This is a genomic window from Candidatus Thiodiazotropha sp. CDECU1 (genome assembly GCF_963455295.1).
Classification (GTDB): domain Bacteria; phylum Pseudomonadota; class Gammaproteobacteria; order Chromatiales; family Chromatiaceae; genus Thiodiazotropha.
The window spans coordinates 39956-56965 of sequence record NZ_OY734020.1 but is presented as its reverse complement, the minus strand read 5'-3'; the positions used below and the strand labels follow the sequence as shown (position 1 = coordinate 56965).

16 protein-coding genes are annotated in these 17010 nt (G+C 52.7%); 10 read left to right on the top strand and 6 right to left on the bottom strand.

The features are described from left to right. Positions 1-201: 201 nt before the first annotated feature. From R2K28_RS00250 to yihA, 6 genes are all read left to right on the top strand, one after another. Positions 202-2181 (top strand): sodium-translocating pyrophosphatase, encoded by a 1980-nt coding sequence (locus tag R2K28_RS00250; RefSeq protein ID WP_316369797.1) that lies wholly within the window; start codon positions 202-204, stop codon positions 2179-2181. 282 nt (positions 2182-2463) lie between these two features. Then, on the top strand, positions 2464-3012 hold the full coding sequence (ppa, locus tag R2K28_RS00245) for an inorganic diphosphatase (protein WP_316367438.1): 549 nt from the start codon (positions 2464-2466) through the stop codon (positions 3010-3012). A gap of 83 nt (positions 3013-3095) precedes the next feature. Further along, complete coding sequence (locus R2K28_RS00240) at positions 3096-3635, top strand: metallophosphoesterase family protein (protein ID WP_316367437.1); 540 nt, start codon at positions 3096-3098, stop codon at positions 3633-3635. Between the two features lie 47 nt (positions 3636-3682). Further along, positions 3683-4162: a cyclic pyranopterin monophosphate synthase MoaC gene (gene moaC / locus R2K28_RS00235; RefSeq protein ID WP_116446146.1), complete on the top strand. Its 480-nt coding sequence runs from the start codon at positions 3683-3685 to the stop codon at positions 4160-4162. Between the two features lie 117 nt (positions 4163-4279). Continuing rightward, positions 4280-4735, top strand: a complete 456-nt coding sequence (locus R2K28_RS00230; RefSeq protein ID WP_316367436.1) for a bacteriohemerythrin — start codon at positions 4280-4282, stop codon at positions 4733-4735. A gap of 58 nt (positions 4736-4793) precedes the next feature. Then, positions 4794-5393 carry a ribosome biogenesis GTP-binding protein YihA/YsxC gene (gene yihA / locus R2K28_RS00225; protein WP_316367435.1) on the top strand — a complete coding sequence of 200 codons (600 nt, stop codon included), beginning with the start codon at positions 4794-4796 and terminating at the stop codon, positions 5391-5393. Between the two features lie 230 nt (positions 5394-5623). Here the strand turns inward: yihA and polA are convergent, their stop codons facing one another. Then, positions 5624-8335 (bottom strand): DNA polymerase I, encoded by a 2712-nt coding sequence (gene polA, locus R2K28_RS00220; RefSeq protein WP_316367434.1) that lies wholly within the window; start codon positions 8333-8335, stop codon positions 5624-5626. Positions 8336-8578: 243 nt separating this feature from the next. On the opposite strand from polA, the gene R2K28_RS00215 reads away from it, so the two are divergent. Continuing rightward, positions 8579-8923 (top strand): TusE/DsrC/DsvC family sulfur relay protein, encoded by a 345-nt coding sequence (locus tag R2K28_RS00215; protein WP_316367433.1) that lies wholly within the window; start codon positions 8579-8581, stop codon positions 8921-8923. A gap of 177 nt (positions 8924-9100) precedes the next feature. After that, positions 9101-10156, top strand: a complete 1056-nt coding sequence (locus tag R2K28_RS00210; RefSeq protein WP_316367432.1) for a diguanylate cyclase — start codon at positions 9101-9103, stop codon at positions 10154-10156. A 13-nt stretch (positions 10157-10169) separates the two neighbouring features. Here R2K28_RS00210 and R2K28_RS00205 read toward each other — a convergent pair whose 3' ends face one another. The 4 genes from R2K28_RS00205 to R2K28_RS00190 all read right to left on the bottom strand — a co-directional run bounded on the left by R2K28_RS00205 (position 10170) and on the right by R2K28_RS00190 (position 13250). After that, a complete protein-coding gene (locus R2K28_RS00205; RefSeq protein WP_316367431.1) occupies positions 10170-10643 on the bottom strand; it encodes a DUF4124 domain-containing protein in 474 nt (157 codons plus the stop codon). Between the two features lie 224 nt (positions 10644-10867). Then, positions 10868-12130, bottom strand: coding sequence for an ammonium transporter (locus R2K28_RS00200; protein WP_316367430.1), 1263 nt, complete (start codon positions 12128-12130; stop codon positions 10868-10870). A gap of 30 nt (positions 12131-12160) precedes the next feature. Further along, positions 12161-12499 carry a P-II family nitrogen regulator gene (locus R2K28_RS00195; protein WP_316367429.1) on the bottom strand — a complete coding sequence of 113 codons (339 nt, stop codon included), beginning with the start codon at positions 12497-12499 and terminating at the stop codon, positions 12161-12163. 73 nt (positions 12500-12572) lie between these two features. Further along, positions 12573-13250, bottom strand: coding sequence for a TorF family putative porin (locus R2K28_RS00190; protein WP_316367428.1), 678 nt, complete (start codon positions 13248-13250; stop codon positions 12573-12575). Positions 13251-13491: 241 nt separating this feature from the next. On the opposite strand from R2K28_RS00190, the gene ubiK reads away from it, so the two are divergent. Both ubiK and R2K28_RS00180 read left to right on the top strand, forming a co-directional pair. Then, a complete protein-coding gene (ubiK, locus tag R2K28_RS00185) occupies positions 13492-13848 on the top strand; it encodes a ubiquinone biosynthesis accessory factor UbiK (protein WP_316367427.1) in 357 nt (118 codons plus the stop codon). Positions 13849-13893: 45 nt separating this feature from the next. Further along, positions 13894-15402, top strand: a complete 1509-nt coding sequence (locus tag R2K28_RS00180; RefSeq protein WP_316367426.1) for a YifB family Mg chelatase-like AAA ATPase — start codon at positions 13894-13896, stop codon at positions 15400-15402. Between the two features lie 229 nt (positions 15403-15631). Here the strand turns inward: R2K28_RS00180 and R2K28_RS00175 are convergent, their stop codons facing one another. Further along, the gene (locus tag R2K28_RS00175; protein WP_316367425.1) at positions 15632-16621 is read right to left on the bottom strand and encodes a GGDEF domain-containing protein; all 990 of its coding nucleotides are present in this window, start codon (positions 16619-16621) and stop codon (positions 15632-15634) included. Positions 16622-17010 lie beyond the last annotated feature (389 nt).

Genomic DNA, 17010 nt, shown 5'->3' with positions numbered 1-17010 from the left:
ACAAGCCCCTTTTTTTGTGCGCCTAACCCTGCCAGAATGGTCCGCTGACCAAACCAGGACCTATGAGGATTGCAGCAGGGCTTGTAGGTGGTGAAAATGAATTGTTACCGATACCATTTCGTCTCATTGGAGGATGTATAAGTGAACACTGAACTGATCTTCGCCCTAGCTTGTGCGGTTGCCGCACTTGCCTATGGCTTCATGTCCGTAAAATGGATACTTGCGCAGCCAGAAGGCAACGAGAAGATGCGTGAGATTGCCGGCGCAATACAGGAAGGCGCCAAGGCCTATCTCAATCGCCAATACACCACTATCGGCATCGTCGGTGTCATCCTTTGCATCATACTCTGGTACTTCCTGGGAACCGCAACGGCCATTGGCTTCGCCATCGGCGCCGTTTTCTCAGGGGTTGCCGGCTATGTCGGCATGCACATCTCGGTTCGCTCCAATCTACGCACTGCCCAGGCAGCCGACAAGGGCATCAACGCCGCCCTGCAAATCGCCTTTCGCGGCGGTGCAATCACCGGCCTGCTGGTGGTTGGCCTGGGTCTGTTGGGCGTGGCGGGTTACTACGCCATTCTCGTGGCCATGGGCGTCGAAGATCCCCTTCATCCCCTGATCGGTCTGGCCTTTGGCGGATCCCTGATCTCCATCTTCGCCCGACTCGGCGGCGGTATCTTCACCAAGGGCGCTGACGTGGGTGCTGATATCGTGGGTAAGGTCGAGGCCGGTATCCCCGAGGATGATCCCCGCAACCCGGCTGTTATCGCCGATAACGTGGGCGATAACGTGGGTGACTGCGCCGGTATGGCGGCCGATCTGTTTGAGACCTATGCGGTGACCGTGGTTGCCACTATGTTGCTTGGTGGTCTGTTGATGGCCGATGCCGGATCAGCCCCGATACTCTATCCACTGGTGTTGGGCGGTGTCTCGATTCTCGCATCCATTGTCGGCACCTTTTTCGTCAAGGCAAAGGACAGCGACACCAATGTCATGCCAGCGCTGTATAAGGGGCTGATCGTTGCTGCCCTATTGGCCGCTATCGCCTTCTATTTCGTGACTGATTCGATGATGAGCGGTGTGGGTGGTTTCAATACCATGCAGCTGTTTGGTTCTGCCATGATCGGACTGGTCCTGACCGCCGTGATGGTGGTGATCACCGAGTACTACACCTCCACCGAGTACGCGCCGGTACGCGCCATCGCAAAGGCCTCCACAACCGGTGACGGCACCAATGTCATCGCCGGCCTGGGTATCTCCATGAAATCCACCGCCGCTCCCGTGCTGGCGGTGTGTGCCGCGATCTGGGGATCATATGACCTTGCCGGTCTGTATGGCATCGCCATTGCCGCTACCGCCATGCTCTCCATGACCGGTATCATCGTCGCCCTCGACGCCTATGGCCCGATCACGGATAACGCAGGCGGCATTGCCGAGATGGCCGAGTTGGATGAGAAAATCCGCAACATCACCGATCCGCTGGACGCGGTGGGCAACACCACCAAGGCTGTCACCAAGGGCTATGCCATCGGTTCAGCCGGACTGGCCGCACTGGTGCTGTTCGCTGACTTCACCCACACCCTGGAGCAGTCGGGCAAGACGATCAGCTTTGAGCTGTCCGATCCCGCGGTATTGATCGGCCTGTTCATCGGTGGTCTCGTACCCTACCTGTTCGGCTCCATGGCCATGGAAGCGGTGGGTAATGCCGCTGGTGGTATCGTCAATGAAGTGCGCCGCCAGTTCCGGGAAAAACCCGGCATCATGGACCACAGTGAAAAACCGGACTACGGGCGTGCCGTCGACATGCTGACCAAGGCCGCGATCAAGGAGATGATCATCCCATCCCTGCTTCCGGTATTGATGCCGATCGTAGTGGCCCTGGGAGTCGGATGGTTGATGGGTGGTGACGCCGGCGCCAAGGCCCTGGGTGGCCTGCTGATCGGCACCATCGTCACCGGCCTGTTCGTGGCCATCTCCATGACCGCAGGCGGCGGTGCCTGGGATAATGCCAAGAAGTATATCGAAGACGGCAACCATGGCGGCAAGGGCTCTGATGCCCATAAGGCTGCGGTTACCGGTGATACTGTAGGCGACCCCTACAAGGATACAGCAGGCCCCGCGGTCAATCCACTGATCAAGATCATCAACATCGTTGCCCTGCTGATTGTGCCTATTCTTTAAAGTAGCTGCATCGCAACCGGAAGAGGGGAGCTTCGGCTCCCCTTTTTTATCGGCCCTTATCCGGCCCAATCGTCCTTCATCATCCTTTCCGATAATATCAAACTGGGTCATGGCGGGAATAAATCCACATTTCTACTATGGATTACAGTGCTGAATATTATCGATAATGCAATGGCTTTGGGCTAGACACCCGCCAAGGTTATCCGTAATCTTCACACCTCACACGATTTCCGGCCTGCCTGCCGGAACTAACCAGCTAGTTCAACTGCAAGGGTCTCAACTATGAATCTGGACCGAGTCTCTTCAGGAAAACATATTCCTGATGAAATCAATGTCATTATCGAAATTCCGTCTAACGCCGATCCAGTCAAATATGAGGTGGACAAGGAGACAGGTGCAATGTTTGTCGACCGCATCCTGCGCACGGCCATGCACTATCCGGCCAACTACGGTTATATCCCACACACTCTTTCGGACGATGGAGACCCCTGTGATGTGATGGTACCTACTGCTTTCCCACTGATACCTGGTTCGGTGATCCGCTGTCGCCCGGTAGCGGTCTTGAAAATGACCGATGAATCAGGGGATGATGCCAAGGTCGTGGCCGTTCCCACCAACGATGTTTCAAGCCGCTGGACCCATGTCAACTCATTGGATGACATGCCCTCTGAATTGATGGAACGAATTGCCCATTTCTTTGAGCACTACAAGGATCTGGACGATGGCAAATGGGTACGAGTCAAGGGCTGGGAGGGTGTAGAAGCCGCGAAAGCCGAGGTCAGTAACTCTGTGCAGATGTATAAGGACGCACCGGAAAAACCAAACTTCTAAAACCTTATCCAGCATGGCCAGCTATACTCCCCTGCATCTCAAACTCTGTGCCGTTCAATGCCACAGCGAGTGACCAGCATCCGATGAAGATCTGCATACTCTCTGACAGCCACGATCATATTCCACTATTGGATGCAGCCGTCGAGTCGGCGAAAGCCGAGGGTGTCGAGGCAGTTCTGCATTGTGGGGATGTTGTCGCTCCCAGCACACTACACTGCCTCGACAAGTATGATCTGCCGGTACATGTGATACATGGCAACAATACGGGTGATCTCTATACCTTGGGACGGCTCGCCAGCCGGGATGAGAACAATATCCACTACCACGGCATGGATGCCGGGGTCGAATTGGCGGGACGCAACATCTTTCTGGTCCACTATCCCCACTATGCCCGCGCCATGGCTGCAACCGGGGACTGGGATCTGGTCTGCTGCGGACACAGCCATAATTTAAAAATCGAGCAGTTGGTGAACATCAAGGGCAAACTCACCCATTTGGTCAATCCTGGTACTATTGGCGGTGTCGGTAAATCACAGGCAACCTATGTCATTGCTGACCTGAAGAGTATGACCTTTGAAGCACGTGAGGTCTCAAAACAGATAGAACGTGATGCCGGGTATTAGCGCCGCTATCAGGCCCCGGTCTGCTGGCTAAGACAAAAGGAGCATACATGGCCGATTTCACCCACTTCAATGCCGCCGGCGAAGCACACATGGTCAATGTGGGAGACAAAGCTTCGAGCAAACGCAGGGCCATCTCCGAGGGCCGAATCACCATGCAGCCTGAAACCCTGCGTATGATCCTGCAAGGCACCCATAAAAAGGGGGACGTGCTCGGAGTTGCACGTATTGCCGGCATCATGGCTGCTAAAAGGGCACCCGAGTTGATCCCCCTTTGCCATCCCCTCTCCCTGACCAAGGTAGAGATCGATCTGTTACCTGAAGAGAGTGACAACTCGATTAGTTGCCGCACTCATGTGGAAACAGTGGGACAGACTGGGGTCGAAATAGAGGCCCTATGTGCTACCCAGATCACCCTCTTGACCATCTATGATATGTGTAAGGCTGTGGATAGAGGCATGCTAATCAGTGACATACGGCTGATGGAAAAGAGCGGAGGAAAGTCGGGAGATTGGAAACTAATCGACTAAAGTTACATCAGTCCCTGCCGCCCTTATGTTGTACGGCAGCGTGATCCCTGTCACAATGCTTACATGTTATGTTGACAGCTTTAACATTACGATGCAGGCCTAACTAGGGAAGTAGTTATGAGTAAATTCGTAGAATGGTCCGACGCACTCAGTGTCGGCATTGAAGAAATTGACGAGCAGCACAAGATGCTGGTGAGTCTCGTCAACAAGATGCATGAAGCCATTCACCAACGCCATGGCAGCGATGTTGTAAAGGGCATTCTGGGTGATCTGGCCGATTACACCCGTATCCATTTCGCCGTGGAAGAGAGCTTGATGCGGATCCTCAACTATCCAGATTATGAAGGTCACAAAGAGATTCATGAGGAATTGCTGCAGTCCGTAGCTGACCTGCAGGAGAAAGTGGCAACCGGTAGGACCGCCATCGGTTTTGAATTGATGCATTTTCTAAAAACCTGGCTGACCAAACACATCATGGAAGAGGATATGCAGTACAGCAGTTTCTTTATCAAGGCCGGCGCTCAACCCAGGTTAGGCAAGAAATCCTGGATTAAAAGACTCTGGGGCAGTTGACCCGAGCTACAGCCTGACATAGGGTTCATGGCATTTCCGGTTTTATCAAAGAAATGCAATGAATCCCTATTATCACAGGGCCGAATTTTTAAAAAGCGCGGCCAGTCTATCCCTAGCACCCCCTGACAGCGGTTTCGAGGTGGCCTTTGCCGGCCGCTCCAATGCGGGCAAATCGAGCGCCCTGAATACCTTGTGTAACCAGAAATCTCTGGCACGAACCAGTAAAACTCCAGGCAGGACCCAACTCCTGAATTTCTTTTCACTGGATGGGGAACGTCGCCTGGTAGACCTGCCTGGATATGGTTACGCCAAGGTCGCTGAATCGATCAAACGGAAGTGGCAAGAGACCCTTGCCGATTACATCGAGCAGCGACAGTGTCTGCTGGGATTGGTTCTATTGATGGATATCCGTCACCCACTGACAGATTTCGACCTGCAGATGCTGCAATGGAACACCCACCATGGGTTGCCGACACACATCCTCCTGACCAAGGCAGACAAGCTCAAGACCGGCGCTGCGAAAAACACACTATTGAAGGTGCAAAAGAGCCTTTCCGACCGCCCCGAAATCACCGTTCAACGCTTCTCCGCACTGAAGAAACAGGGCATTGACGAGTGCCACAGAGTGCTGGATCTCTGGTTCGAACTGGAAGCATAAACTGTAAACTGGGGACAGACCACGATTTTAGCGAACTCCGACGGGGTTGGAAACCGTGGTCTGTCCCCCTTTAAAACTTTAAAAAGAAAGCCCCATCAGCCTAAGGGGAGAGACTGACGGGGCCGGATCTTCCCGGATGGGGTCCCCGGGAAGGGTGGGTCGCAAAGGGAGGAATAGCGACCCGTGTCGTACGACTTACAGGGAGATAGACTGGAAGAATTGGATAAAGTTCAATGCGCCTCATCCCAATTGTCACCAACGCCCAAATCCACCAGCAAGGGCACTGACAAACTAGCTGCCTGTTCCATATAATTCGAAATAATCTCTTTTGCATCAGCAACATACGACGGCTCAACCTCCAGCACCAGCTCATCGTGAACCTGCATCAAAAGTTGTGCAGGTGGGGCACTGGCCTCAATCCAGCCATCCACCGCCAGCATGGCCCGTTTGATGATATCCGCCGCACTGCCCTGCATGGGTGCATTGATCGCCGTGCGCTCAGCGGCCGCCCTGCGCTGATGGTTTTTCGCATTGATCTCGGGCAGGTAGAGGCGACGCCCGAAGATGGTCTCCACATAGCCCTGCTCATGGGCCAATTCACGGGTCCGGTCCATGAACGCCTGGACCCCGGGATAACGCTTGAAGTAGAGATCCACATAGTCCTGGGCCGCGCTTCTCTCTATGCCCAGCTGACGCGCCAGACCAAAAGCCGACATGCCATAGATCAGGCCGAAATTGATCGCCTTTGCCGAGCGTCGCTGCTCCGCTGTCACTCGTTCCAATGGCTCTTCGAAGACCTCTGCCGCCGTGGCACGATGGATATCCTTACCTTCCTGAAAGGCCCGCAAGAGTCCCTCGTCTTCAGAGAGGTGGGCCATGATCCTCAATTCTATCTGGGAGTAGTCCGCAGCCAGCATCCGCCACCCGGGTTGGGGCACGAATGCCTGACGAATACGCCTGCCCGCCTCTGTACGTACCGGAATGTTCTGCAGGTTGGGATCAGTGGACGAGAGTCGCCCCGTTGCCGCCACTGCCTGATGGTATGAGGTATGCACCCGGCCGGTGTCAGGATTCACCATCTCAGGCAGTTTGTCCGTATAGGTCGATTTGAGCTTGGAGAGACCCCGATGTTCCAGAATCACTGCAGGTAGTTCGTGCCCCTGCTCCGCCAACTCCACCAACACCGATTCCGCTGTGGACGGGGCCCCCTTGGGGGTCTTGGATATCACTGGAAGCCCAAGCTCAGTGAAGAAGATTTCACCGATCTGTTTCGGTGAACCCAGGTTGAAATTGTGACCGGCGAGTGCATAGGCCTGTTGTTCCAGCTGGTGCATACTCTTGGCCAATTCATCACTCTGCTGCCTCAGCATAGCGCCGTCGATTGTCACGCCATGCCGTTCCATCCTCGATAACACCGGTATCAATGCCACCTCGAGCTCTTCCAATAGAGTTTTAAGTAAGGGCTCACTTTCGAACTTTGGCCAGAAATACTCATGCAGTCGAAGGGTAACATCCGCATCTTCAGCCGCATATGGGGCGGCCAAATCAAGCTCGATCTGATTAAAGGTCAGCTGCTTCTTTCCCTTGCCGGCAATGGTCTCAAAGTGGATGGTTTCATGCTGTAAATAGCGCTTTGCCAGGGAGTCCATGTCATGACGGGTAGCCGTGGAATCGAGGACATAGGACTCGAGCATGGTGTCGTATGCAATTCCCTGCATTTCGATGCCGTAACGGGCCAGCACGCTCATATCATATTTCAAGTTCTGACCAACCTTTTTCAGCTTAGGATTCTCTAAAAGCGGCTTTAAGTTAGTGAGTACCAACTCACGCGGCAGTTGCTTGGGCGCCCCAGGATAGTCATGGCCAACCGGTACATAGGCAGCCTCACCAGGGGTCACGGAAAATGAGACCCCGACCAGTTCCGCCTGCATATAGTCAAGACTTGTGGTTTCAGTATCGAAGGCGAACAGATCGCTGGCACTAAGCCTATCTAGCCACTGCTCCAGGGCCTCTTCACTCAATACCGTTTCATAATTGCCAGATATTTGTCTCGCCGCCTCCCCCTCATCACGTCCTCCCTCCTCACCCAGGCTCGCGAGCAGGCGATTCGACTCCATCCACTCGTAGTGGCGACGTAAGGCCTCGCTATCCTGTTCCATCGTTCGATAGTCGGTAGGTCCCATTTGCAAATCCACATCGAGCTTGATTGTCGTTAACTCACGCGAGAGAGGCAATTGTTCGAGACTAGCGCGCAGATTTTCACCGATCTTCCCCTTTATCTCTCCGGCATGGGAGATCAGATTATCCAATGTGTCATAGGCGCTAAGCCACTTTGCCGCTGTCTTGGGCCCACACTTGGGCACCCCCGGAATGTTGTCCACTGGATCACCCACCAAGGCAAGGTAGTCGATGATCTGGTCCGGCCTGACACCGAACTTTTCAATCACACCATCCATATCTGTGGTCGTTTCAGACATAGTATTGATCAGGGTTACATGCTCATTCACCAGTTGAGCCATATCCTTGTCGCCTGTTGAGATGAGGGTCTCGATCCCCAATTCGGTGGCCTGGTGAGCCAAGGTACCGATAACGTCATCCGCCTCCACGCCCTCCACCATCAACAGGGGCAGCCCCATGGCACGGATGATGTCGTGTAGTGGTTCGATCTGCACCCTGAGGTCCTCCGGCATGGGGGGACGATTTGCCTTGTACTCCTTATAAATCTGGTTGCGAAAACTCCCGCCTGGGGCATCGAACACCACAGCGATATGTTCAGGCTGATAGTCGTTCACCAGACGACGCAGCATATTCACAACGCCGAGGATGGCCCCAGTTGGCTCACCCTTTGAGTTCTTTAGATCCTGAGTCACTTGCAGAACGTGATAGGCACGAAACAGGTAGGAGGAGCCATCGACCAGGACAAATGGGGATGTTTTTGACATAAGCTGCGGAAAATCCATAAGAAAATTGAGTTAGGGCCTGTTGACAGGCCCACTGATAGTAGCTAAATCAATCCCTTTTGTCGCCAGTTTAGTGATCCAGAAAACCGCCCAGGCATAAGACCTACTAATTTTCTTGGTTTTTCCCAAAAACTGATCTATCTTTTTAATGCATGGGTTCAAATGAGCCCTTAAAACTATAAAAGATAAATCTACAACGAACGACCATCACCACTGGAGACGACCATGCCAGATATGAACCCAATGGCTGTCGAGAACAGCAACACACCGGAAGGTTTCGAAGATTGGACGGAAGAACAGGCACTTGCCCTGGCTACGGAGGAGAATATTGAATTGACCGATGCCCACTGGGAGATGATCCACTTCCTGCGTCGCCATTGTGAAGAGAATGGAGCCACATGCAGCGCCAGACTGGTGCTCAAAGCGATGACCACGCAAGTCAAGGATCGAGGCGGAAAGAAATATCTCTATTCCCTGTTTCCCAGGGGCCCTGTGGTACAGGCCTGTAAGATTGCCGGTATCCCTCTGCCACCCTACTCATTGGATCTCTCCTTCGGTAGTGTGCACTAGCATCGACACTCAACATTCAAACCATATAAAGGGGCTAAACGCCCCTTTTTTAGTGCCTCTACCCTGATCTGCCCGCCTTAAATTCCTAAAGATTAAGCGATTCCGGTCGTAAATGAATAAAACAAAAGATCTGGAACAAAAACTTAACCGACCAACAAGGACAAATTCAGACAGAACATGCTCAATCCACACTGCTTCAGGTTGGATACAGGGAATGAGACCAATCAATGGCATACCAAGGCGATGGAACTGCTGACACGTTACAATATACCCATCGTACCCGTTTGCTATCATGTCGCTTACGAGTATGTCACACAGCGACATGGCGAATTAACTCAAGAAATCGATATTCAGTTAAAGAAGGCCGGCGGTCTGGACAGCCACTTTCTGCTCCATCTATTTGAAAACCATTGTCTGAAGGGTGAGGATAGTGACAAGCTGGACGATCATCTGGCGGATCTCCACAACCTGCTCTTCAAGGTGCTTGAAGGCGTAACAAACAACTGCAGCCATACAGACATCTTTAGTCAGACACTGCAAAAACAGAGTCATGCCCTGGAGGCCAACCCGAGCCTTGAAGACCTGCGTGGCATAGCCCAAACCCTGATGCATGCCACTACCCAAGCGATGGATAACAACCGTAAGTTGCACAGCAACCTTCAATCGGTTGAACAAAAGAGTCTGTCACTACAGTCTGAAGTCAAGAAACTTCGCGATGAAATTTCCACCGACCCATTGACAGGACTGTTCAATCGCCGTGCCCTCAACAAACGCATGCATGAATTGGTCGAGACATACGATGAGGCAGAGACCCCCTTCTCGATTCTGATGCTCGATATCGACCATTTTAAACGGTTCAATGACAATTTCGGCCATGTTATCGGTGACGAGGTGATTCGCCGCGTCGGGCTGACTCTGAGAGACAAGGTGCGAGAGGTGGACTTTCCCGCCCGTTATGGCGGCGAGGAGTTTACTGTACTGCTGCCTGAAACTGATATCTTCAATGCTATGGATATTGCCCAATCGATCCATCAGTCGGTCGCCAATCTGATCTTGGTGAAACGCAGTACCAAGGAGAAGCTTCCAAAGGTGACCATATCCGTGGGTGCCGCCAGCTTTCGCCAGGGAGAGAGCCCGGAAACCCTTCTCGAGCGCGCGGACCAGGCGCTCTATCAGGCCAAGGAGTCGGGTAGAAACCAGATAGTCAGTGAAGCTGAAATCAACTATATGTAGATTAGGCGTTGCCTCAATTGCACCATCGGGCAATATCGGACTTCAATCTTTTCATATGCCGCGCCCGTTCTGCTTCACTCAGATATTGCCGTTCGCCCTCCTTGTTCAGATCATAGATACCTCTCGCCCGAACATGTGAGTTGTAGCGGTCTTTCGCCCGTGCGCAGTTCTGCTTGCGCTTTTTCCGTTCAGCCTGTTGCTTCTGCCTTGCCTCTTTCTTCTCCGCCCGCTCCTCTTGATAGACATCCAGCATGCGCTGCATCTTTAACTTCCTGTCGTGTTGACCGGCCGATGGTTGAGCCGCTTCCTGCTGTTTGATATTTACCTCCTCGGATTGACCCGTCACCGGCCTGTCACTAAAGTGCACTCGGCCCTTGTCGTCCACCCATTTATAGACCCCTGCATGGAGTTGGAAAGTGATTATCAAAAGAAGAAAAAGCAGAACCAGCGGGTAGTGATCTCGCAATCTTTTTTTCAACTCCGGCATAAGGTAGCTCCTTGCATATTCATCACTGACATCTGTTCTGTATAAGGCTATATCAGTCTACCTGAAAGACGACTCATCTCGTACTGAAAATAATCTGGTTTGCACAGACAAGAACATGTCGCTCAATTCACCCCAATACTTTAGAGCTGAATATATTGAAAAAACGACCCCCAAAAAAAAGGGCGCCGAAGCGCCCTTAAAGGGAGGATCATCCAACAGATATATTACAGGCCTGAACCTCGGTTACCGGTGAATTCAGGATAGGCTTCCAATCCACACTCACCGAGATCGACGCCTTCGTACTCTTCCTCTTCACTAACCCTAATACCCATCACAATCTTAAGGATCAGCCAAACTACGAAGCTGGCGACGAACGTCCAGGCGAAGATTACTCCCAAACCGAGTAACTGCGGTCCAATCGAAGCATCACCGTTGGTCAAAGGTACGGCGATCAGGCCCCACATACCGACCACACCGTGTACCGAAATAGCACCGACCGGGTCGTCGATCTTGATCTTGTCCATGACGATAATGGAGAAGACCACCAGCAGGCCGCCTACGGCACCGATCAAGGTCGCTTCCAGCGGGGTGGGCGTCAGCGGTTCCGCAGTGATTGCCACTAGACCAGCCAGGGCGCCATTCAGGGCCATGGTCAGATCCGCCTTACCAAACAGGGCGCGGGCGGTCAGCAGTGCCGCCACCACACCGCCGGCAGCGGCTGCGTTGGTGTTGACAAAGACTGCCGCCACAGCATTGGCCTCACCGATATCGGAGACCTTCAGCTCAGAACCACCGTTGAATCCGAACCAGCCCAGCCAAAGGATAAAGGTACCCAGTGTGGCCAGCGGCAGATTTGCGCCGGGGATAGCGTTTATGCGGCCGTCTGCCGTGTATTTCCCTTTACGTGCACCGAGCAGAATGACACCTGCCAGGGCTGCCGAGGCGCCACACAAGTGGACCACACCGGATCCGGCGAAATCGCTGAAACCAGCGGCGTCCAGAAAACCGCCACCCCATTTCCAGTAACCCTGCATAGGATAGATGACACCGGTCATCACCACCGCAAAGAACAGGAATGCCCAGAGCTTCATCCGCTCTGCCACGGCACCGGAGACGATGGACATGGCAGTGGCGACGAACACCACCTGGAAGAAGAAGTCTGACATGCCGGAGTAGTAGGTATCTCCGTTACTGGCCAGTACATCTTCCACACTGTTATCGCCACCGAACATGAAGCTCAGATCGAGTGCCGGAAATATGCCGTTGCCATCAGCCGGGTACATGATGTTGTATCCCATCAACATGTACATAATGCAGGCGACTGCGAACAGGGCGACGTTTTTGGTCAGGATTTCAGCGGTATTCTTAGCTCGGACCAAACCGGCCTCGAGCATGGCAAAACCAGCTGCCATCCACATGACAAGCGCGCCGGATACCAAAAAATAGAAGGTATCCAATGCGTAGCTAAGTTGTGTAATCGCTTCCACGATACTCTCCAAATAAATGTTGCTAGTGAGTTACAGCGCTTCGGGACCGGTTTCACCGGTACGCACACGAACGACCTGTTCTACGGAAGTGACGAAGATCTTGCCGTCACCAATCTTGCCGGTCTTGGCGGCACTTGATATCGCTTCCACGACCTGATCGACAATGTCGTCATCGATGGCAATCTCGACCTTGATCTTGGGTAGGAAATCGACCACGTACTCTGCACCGCGGTAGAGTTCTGTGTGACCCTTCTGACGACCGAAACCTTTGACTTCGGTTACCGTGATACCTGCCACACCCACTTCCGACAAAGCTTCGCGGACATCATCAAGCTTGAACGGCTTAATGATTGCTGAAACCATTTTCATGTGATTACTCCTCGTTCAGCCCGTTACAGAACGGGCTGTACATCTTCAAATAGTTAAGTCAAGGCGACCTGTCTCAGAAGCCCTTGCTCCAAGAGAGGAAGAAACGCATATCGGAATCTTCACCGGCGGCATCGGTGTCATCGAGGTCGGTGTCAGAGAGACTCAATGTGACATCACCGAAATCGCCAACGGCCTTGCTGAGGTCAACCTGATAGTGGGTGTAGTCCTCAAAATCGTCATCGCCATCACCATCAGGCTCGACGAAACCGACGGTCACACCGAGGGAAAAGTCCTGCGGCAGGTCAAAGCTGGCGCCCAGGTAGTAGTAGAGGTCCTCCTCCACAACCTCAACCGCATCCTCCGCAGAGACCACATAGTTGAGACCGGCGGAGAGAAACTGCCAGCTGCCGCCGACAGCAAGCTCGAGGAAGTTGGATTCCGCATCGGCTGAATAGGTGTAGTAGATCAGGCCCACATCGTAGCCGAAGTCACCCATTTCACCGGCGTAGCCGCCATACAGGTCGAGTTCATAGTCATCCCAGGCCTCCGACAGCCAGGTACCGGCATATAAACCAGTCTCGCCAGACCAATCGAATCCACCGGAGAGTGCAGTGGTATTGCCGGTCTGGGTCAAACCGCGCCAGATGTAGTTGCTGGTGACACCGATATTAGTGCTGACTTCTGCCGCAGCAATGGACGATAGTCCAAGCATTGCAGCGCCACATGCCAGGGCAAGACGGTTCATCTTCATCGTTATACTTCCTCTTAATAGAATAGAAACATGGGTTAAACAGTTAACTCGACCCATCGCTGGACGAGGTGAAACTACAGCTGTCTCTTCAGACTTCGTGCCAACATTTACAACCCACTGTATTAAAAGGAAATTAGTTAAATTTGGACTTATACTTAAAACGCTCCCAGAAGCGTCATGCATGGTTTATGAACATAACTTAATGCCTTGCACCAGAGATGCGCACCATGTTGGTGCGACTTTGCCAGATAAAAATCGTCTGCCATTCACCAGACGTAATATAGCTGTCATCCCCTTGGTGCTTGCCCCATATCTCTGGACAAAGCCCGCGCCACTGGCTATTGTCTGGCGCATGATCGATCCGAAACTGATAGATGAACTGACCACCCGTCTCTCTGCAACCATGCCCAGTGGTATTCAAGCGCTGCAGGCTGATGTGATGAAGAACATGCGCGCCACCCTGGAGTCGGGGTTGGCCAAACTCGACCTGGTCACCCGCGAGGAGTTTGAGGTACAGAGCGCCGTACTGGCGCGAACCCGTGAAAAACTCGAGAGGCTGGAGGCGCAGATCAAGGCGCTGGAGGAGAAAACCCGCTAGCTCATCCTCAATCACAGATCCGTCACTATTCCAAGGAAGGAATCCATGTCACTCGCCATTCTCTATTCCCGGGCCCAAGAGGGCATCCAAGCGCCCCTGGTCACCGTCGAGGTCCACCTCTCCAACGGCCTGCCCGGCCTCTCCATCGTCGGCTTGCCCGAAATGGCGGTACGCGAGAGCAAGGACCGGGTCAGGGGTGCCCTGATCAACAGCCAGTTTGAATTTCCCGCCCGCCGCATAACCATCAACCTGGCGCCCGCCGATCTGCCGAAAGAGGGGGGGCGATTCGACCTTCCCATCGCCCTCGGCATCCTTGCCGCATCGAATCAACTGGCGGCGGACCCATTGAACCACTACGAATTCACCGGCGAGCTTGCCCTGTCCGGTGAAATGCGCCCGATCAGCGGGATTCTTCCGGTGGCGCTCACAGCCCGTGATGCGGGACGCTCCCTCATCCTGCCGCAACAGAATGCCGAGGAGGCGGGTCTGGTGAGCGGGCTCCAATGCTACCCGGCAAAACACCTGCTCGAGGTCTGTTCGCACATCAATAGCGTCAACCAGCTGGAACAGTTCAAAGGCGTTCGATCACCAGCGAATGTAACAAAGCAGCAGCTCGATATGGCCGACGTCTATGGTCAGAGCCACGCCCGGCGCGCCTTGGAGATCAGTGCCGCGGGGGCCCACTCTCTGCTCTATATCGGCCCCCCCGGCACCGGCAAGTCGATGCTCGCCTCCCGCCTGCCCGGGATACTCCCGCCCATGAGCGAGGAGGAGGCCCTGGAGTGTGCCGCCATCCACTCGGTGGCCAACAACCGGGCATTCGAGCCTGCCCAGTGGCGTCAAAGACCCTATCGCGCACCTCACCACACGGCATCGGCAGCCGCCCTGGTGGGCGGTGGCAGTAATCCGAAGCCGGGGGAGATCTCCCTGGCCCATTGCGGGGTGCTGTTCCTGGACGAATTGCCTGAGTTCGACCGGCATACCCTGGAGGTGTTGCGCGAACCCCTGGAGAACGGCCATATCACCATCTCCCGGGCCAATCGCCAGGTCGACTACCCATCCCGCTTTCAGATGATAGCGGCCATGAATCCCTGCCCCTGCGGCCACCTGGGGGACGGCAGCAACCGCTGTCACTGCACCCTGGACCGCATAACCCGCTACCGCAACCGCATCTCCGGCCCCCTGCTGGATCGCATCGACATGCATGTGGAAGTGCCCCGGCAGCCCCTGCAGATCAACCAGGAATCACCCACCCTTGAAGAACCGAGCGATGCCATTCGGCGCCGGGTTATAGATGCCCGTGATATCCAATTAGAACGACAAGGCTGCACCAACCAGGCACTGCAGGGCGTGCAGATCGAACAGGTGGCCGCCCCGGGGAAGGAGGGTAATGCACTACTGCATCGGGCCATCGAAAAACTCGGCCTCTCGATGCGGGCCTACCACCGGATATTGAAAGTGGCGCGTACCATCGCCGATCTGGAGGCGAGCCCGAAGGTGGAGACTGCGCATATCAGCGAGGCGATTGGGTATCGGCGTTTGGACAGGAGTTAATTTATCAGTATCTGCTTACTATTGTTCTTTCAAGCCTTATTACTATAAGGTTTCAGTTACTTTTTTAACTATAAGAAAAGGTTTGACTTGAATTTATAGGTGTCCAAGCCTGGACATGTGTAAAGTTAATGCCGAGCTGAGAGCCTGCCGATTAAGTTATTATCTTATTAGTGTCCCCTTTTCCTTTTGAGCATAATAAGGCGCACATTGAATGCGTGTATATTTCCCCCTATCCTTTACAATCAACTACCCTGTTGCGACCGCTATTCTTGGCCTCATATAGATTCTTGTCGCAGGTCTTCATCCAATGCTTCCAGTCTCTAACTGAACTCAGGCCGGCCACACCAATACTGACCGTTACCGGGCGACCGGGTATTAATGAAAGATTTTCAATACCCTTTCGTATTTTTTCAGCTATGCCGATACTATTGGCTTCATCGGTATTGTAGAGCAGAATCAAAAATTCTTCTCCTCCGATTCTGAATACTTTGTCACTGTCTCGAAGAAAGCCCTTTAAGAACACCCCCAGCTGTATGAGGACGTGATCGCCAATCTCATGGCCTAGTTCATCATTAATCTTCTTGAAATGATCAACGTCCATGATGATTAGTGTGAATGCAGTATTTGATCGATTAGCTTGATTTATCGCCTGTACCAAAGAGTCTTTAAGCAGTGTTCTATTGTACAGACCGGTTAGCTGGTCTGTAATCGCCTGTTTGTGCAGTTCGCTATATTGCTTGGCAATGATATGAAGAAAAATAGCCGAATATGCACTGACCAATGAAAATGTCACGGAGAATCTGATGGCTTCGTGTGTCTCGAAAAGGTGCCACACTAGTGGAACATTAATCAGTGCAAATATAATATTTGATATCCATGCCTGACGCTCTGACATCATAAAGTAATATAAAATTAATGTTGAATAGCACCAATAGGTACCTGTTATTCCGATTAAATTTGTTAAATAGGCTACAAACAGAGTCGTAAAAGGGGTCAGCCAGATAAACGTATAGATGGTTTTATACGTTTTCCTATAACAGCCCCAGGCAACCAAGTAGAGACTCAACGAGGTAATCATGGCGCCTATACCAATTCCCACGTGTTGATGAGTCAGGTGATAAAAGGCAAAAGGCAATATCAGAGTTCCGGCGGTGACAGAAAGCCAGAATGTGGATTTAAGATGAAATTCTGATTGATGCCGAAAGGTTAAATCATCCATATATTTGATGAACCCATGATTATTTTAATGTTTAAGCGATAATAACATTTTTTTGTAAAGACACCTGAATCCATCATGCGCCAACAAAGTTTTACTGATAACAACTTCGATAAATTCCGTAAAAAAAGCACGCAAAGAGCGGTTTCTTGATGATATAAATCACATTATTCCTAGGCAAGTATTTACCGCTTCCATTGAATCTTCCTATCCCAATCCCAATCCCAATCCCAATCCCAAAGGTTCGATCGACGTATCGAATACCTGATTCACCCGGAGGCTGAAAGGCCGCTTTGCCAATAAAAACGATACGCACGCATTTCATCTAGGCCAGATGAGAATCTTCTCTTCAGGAATAGGCCGGATATACGGAAGCAGTTCTGTCTCTGAAC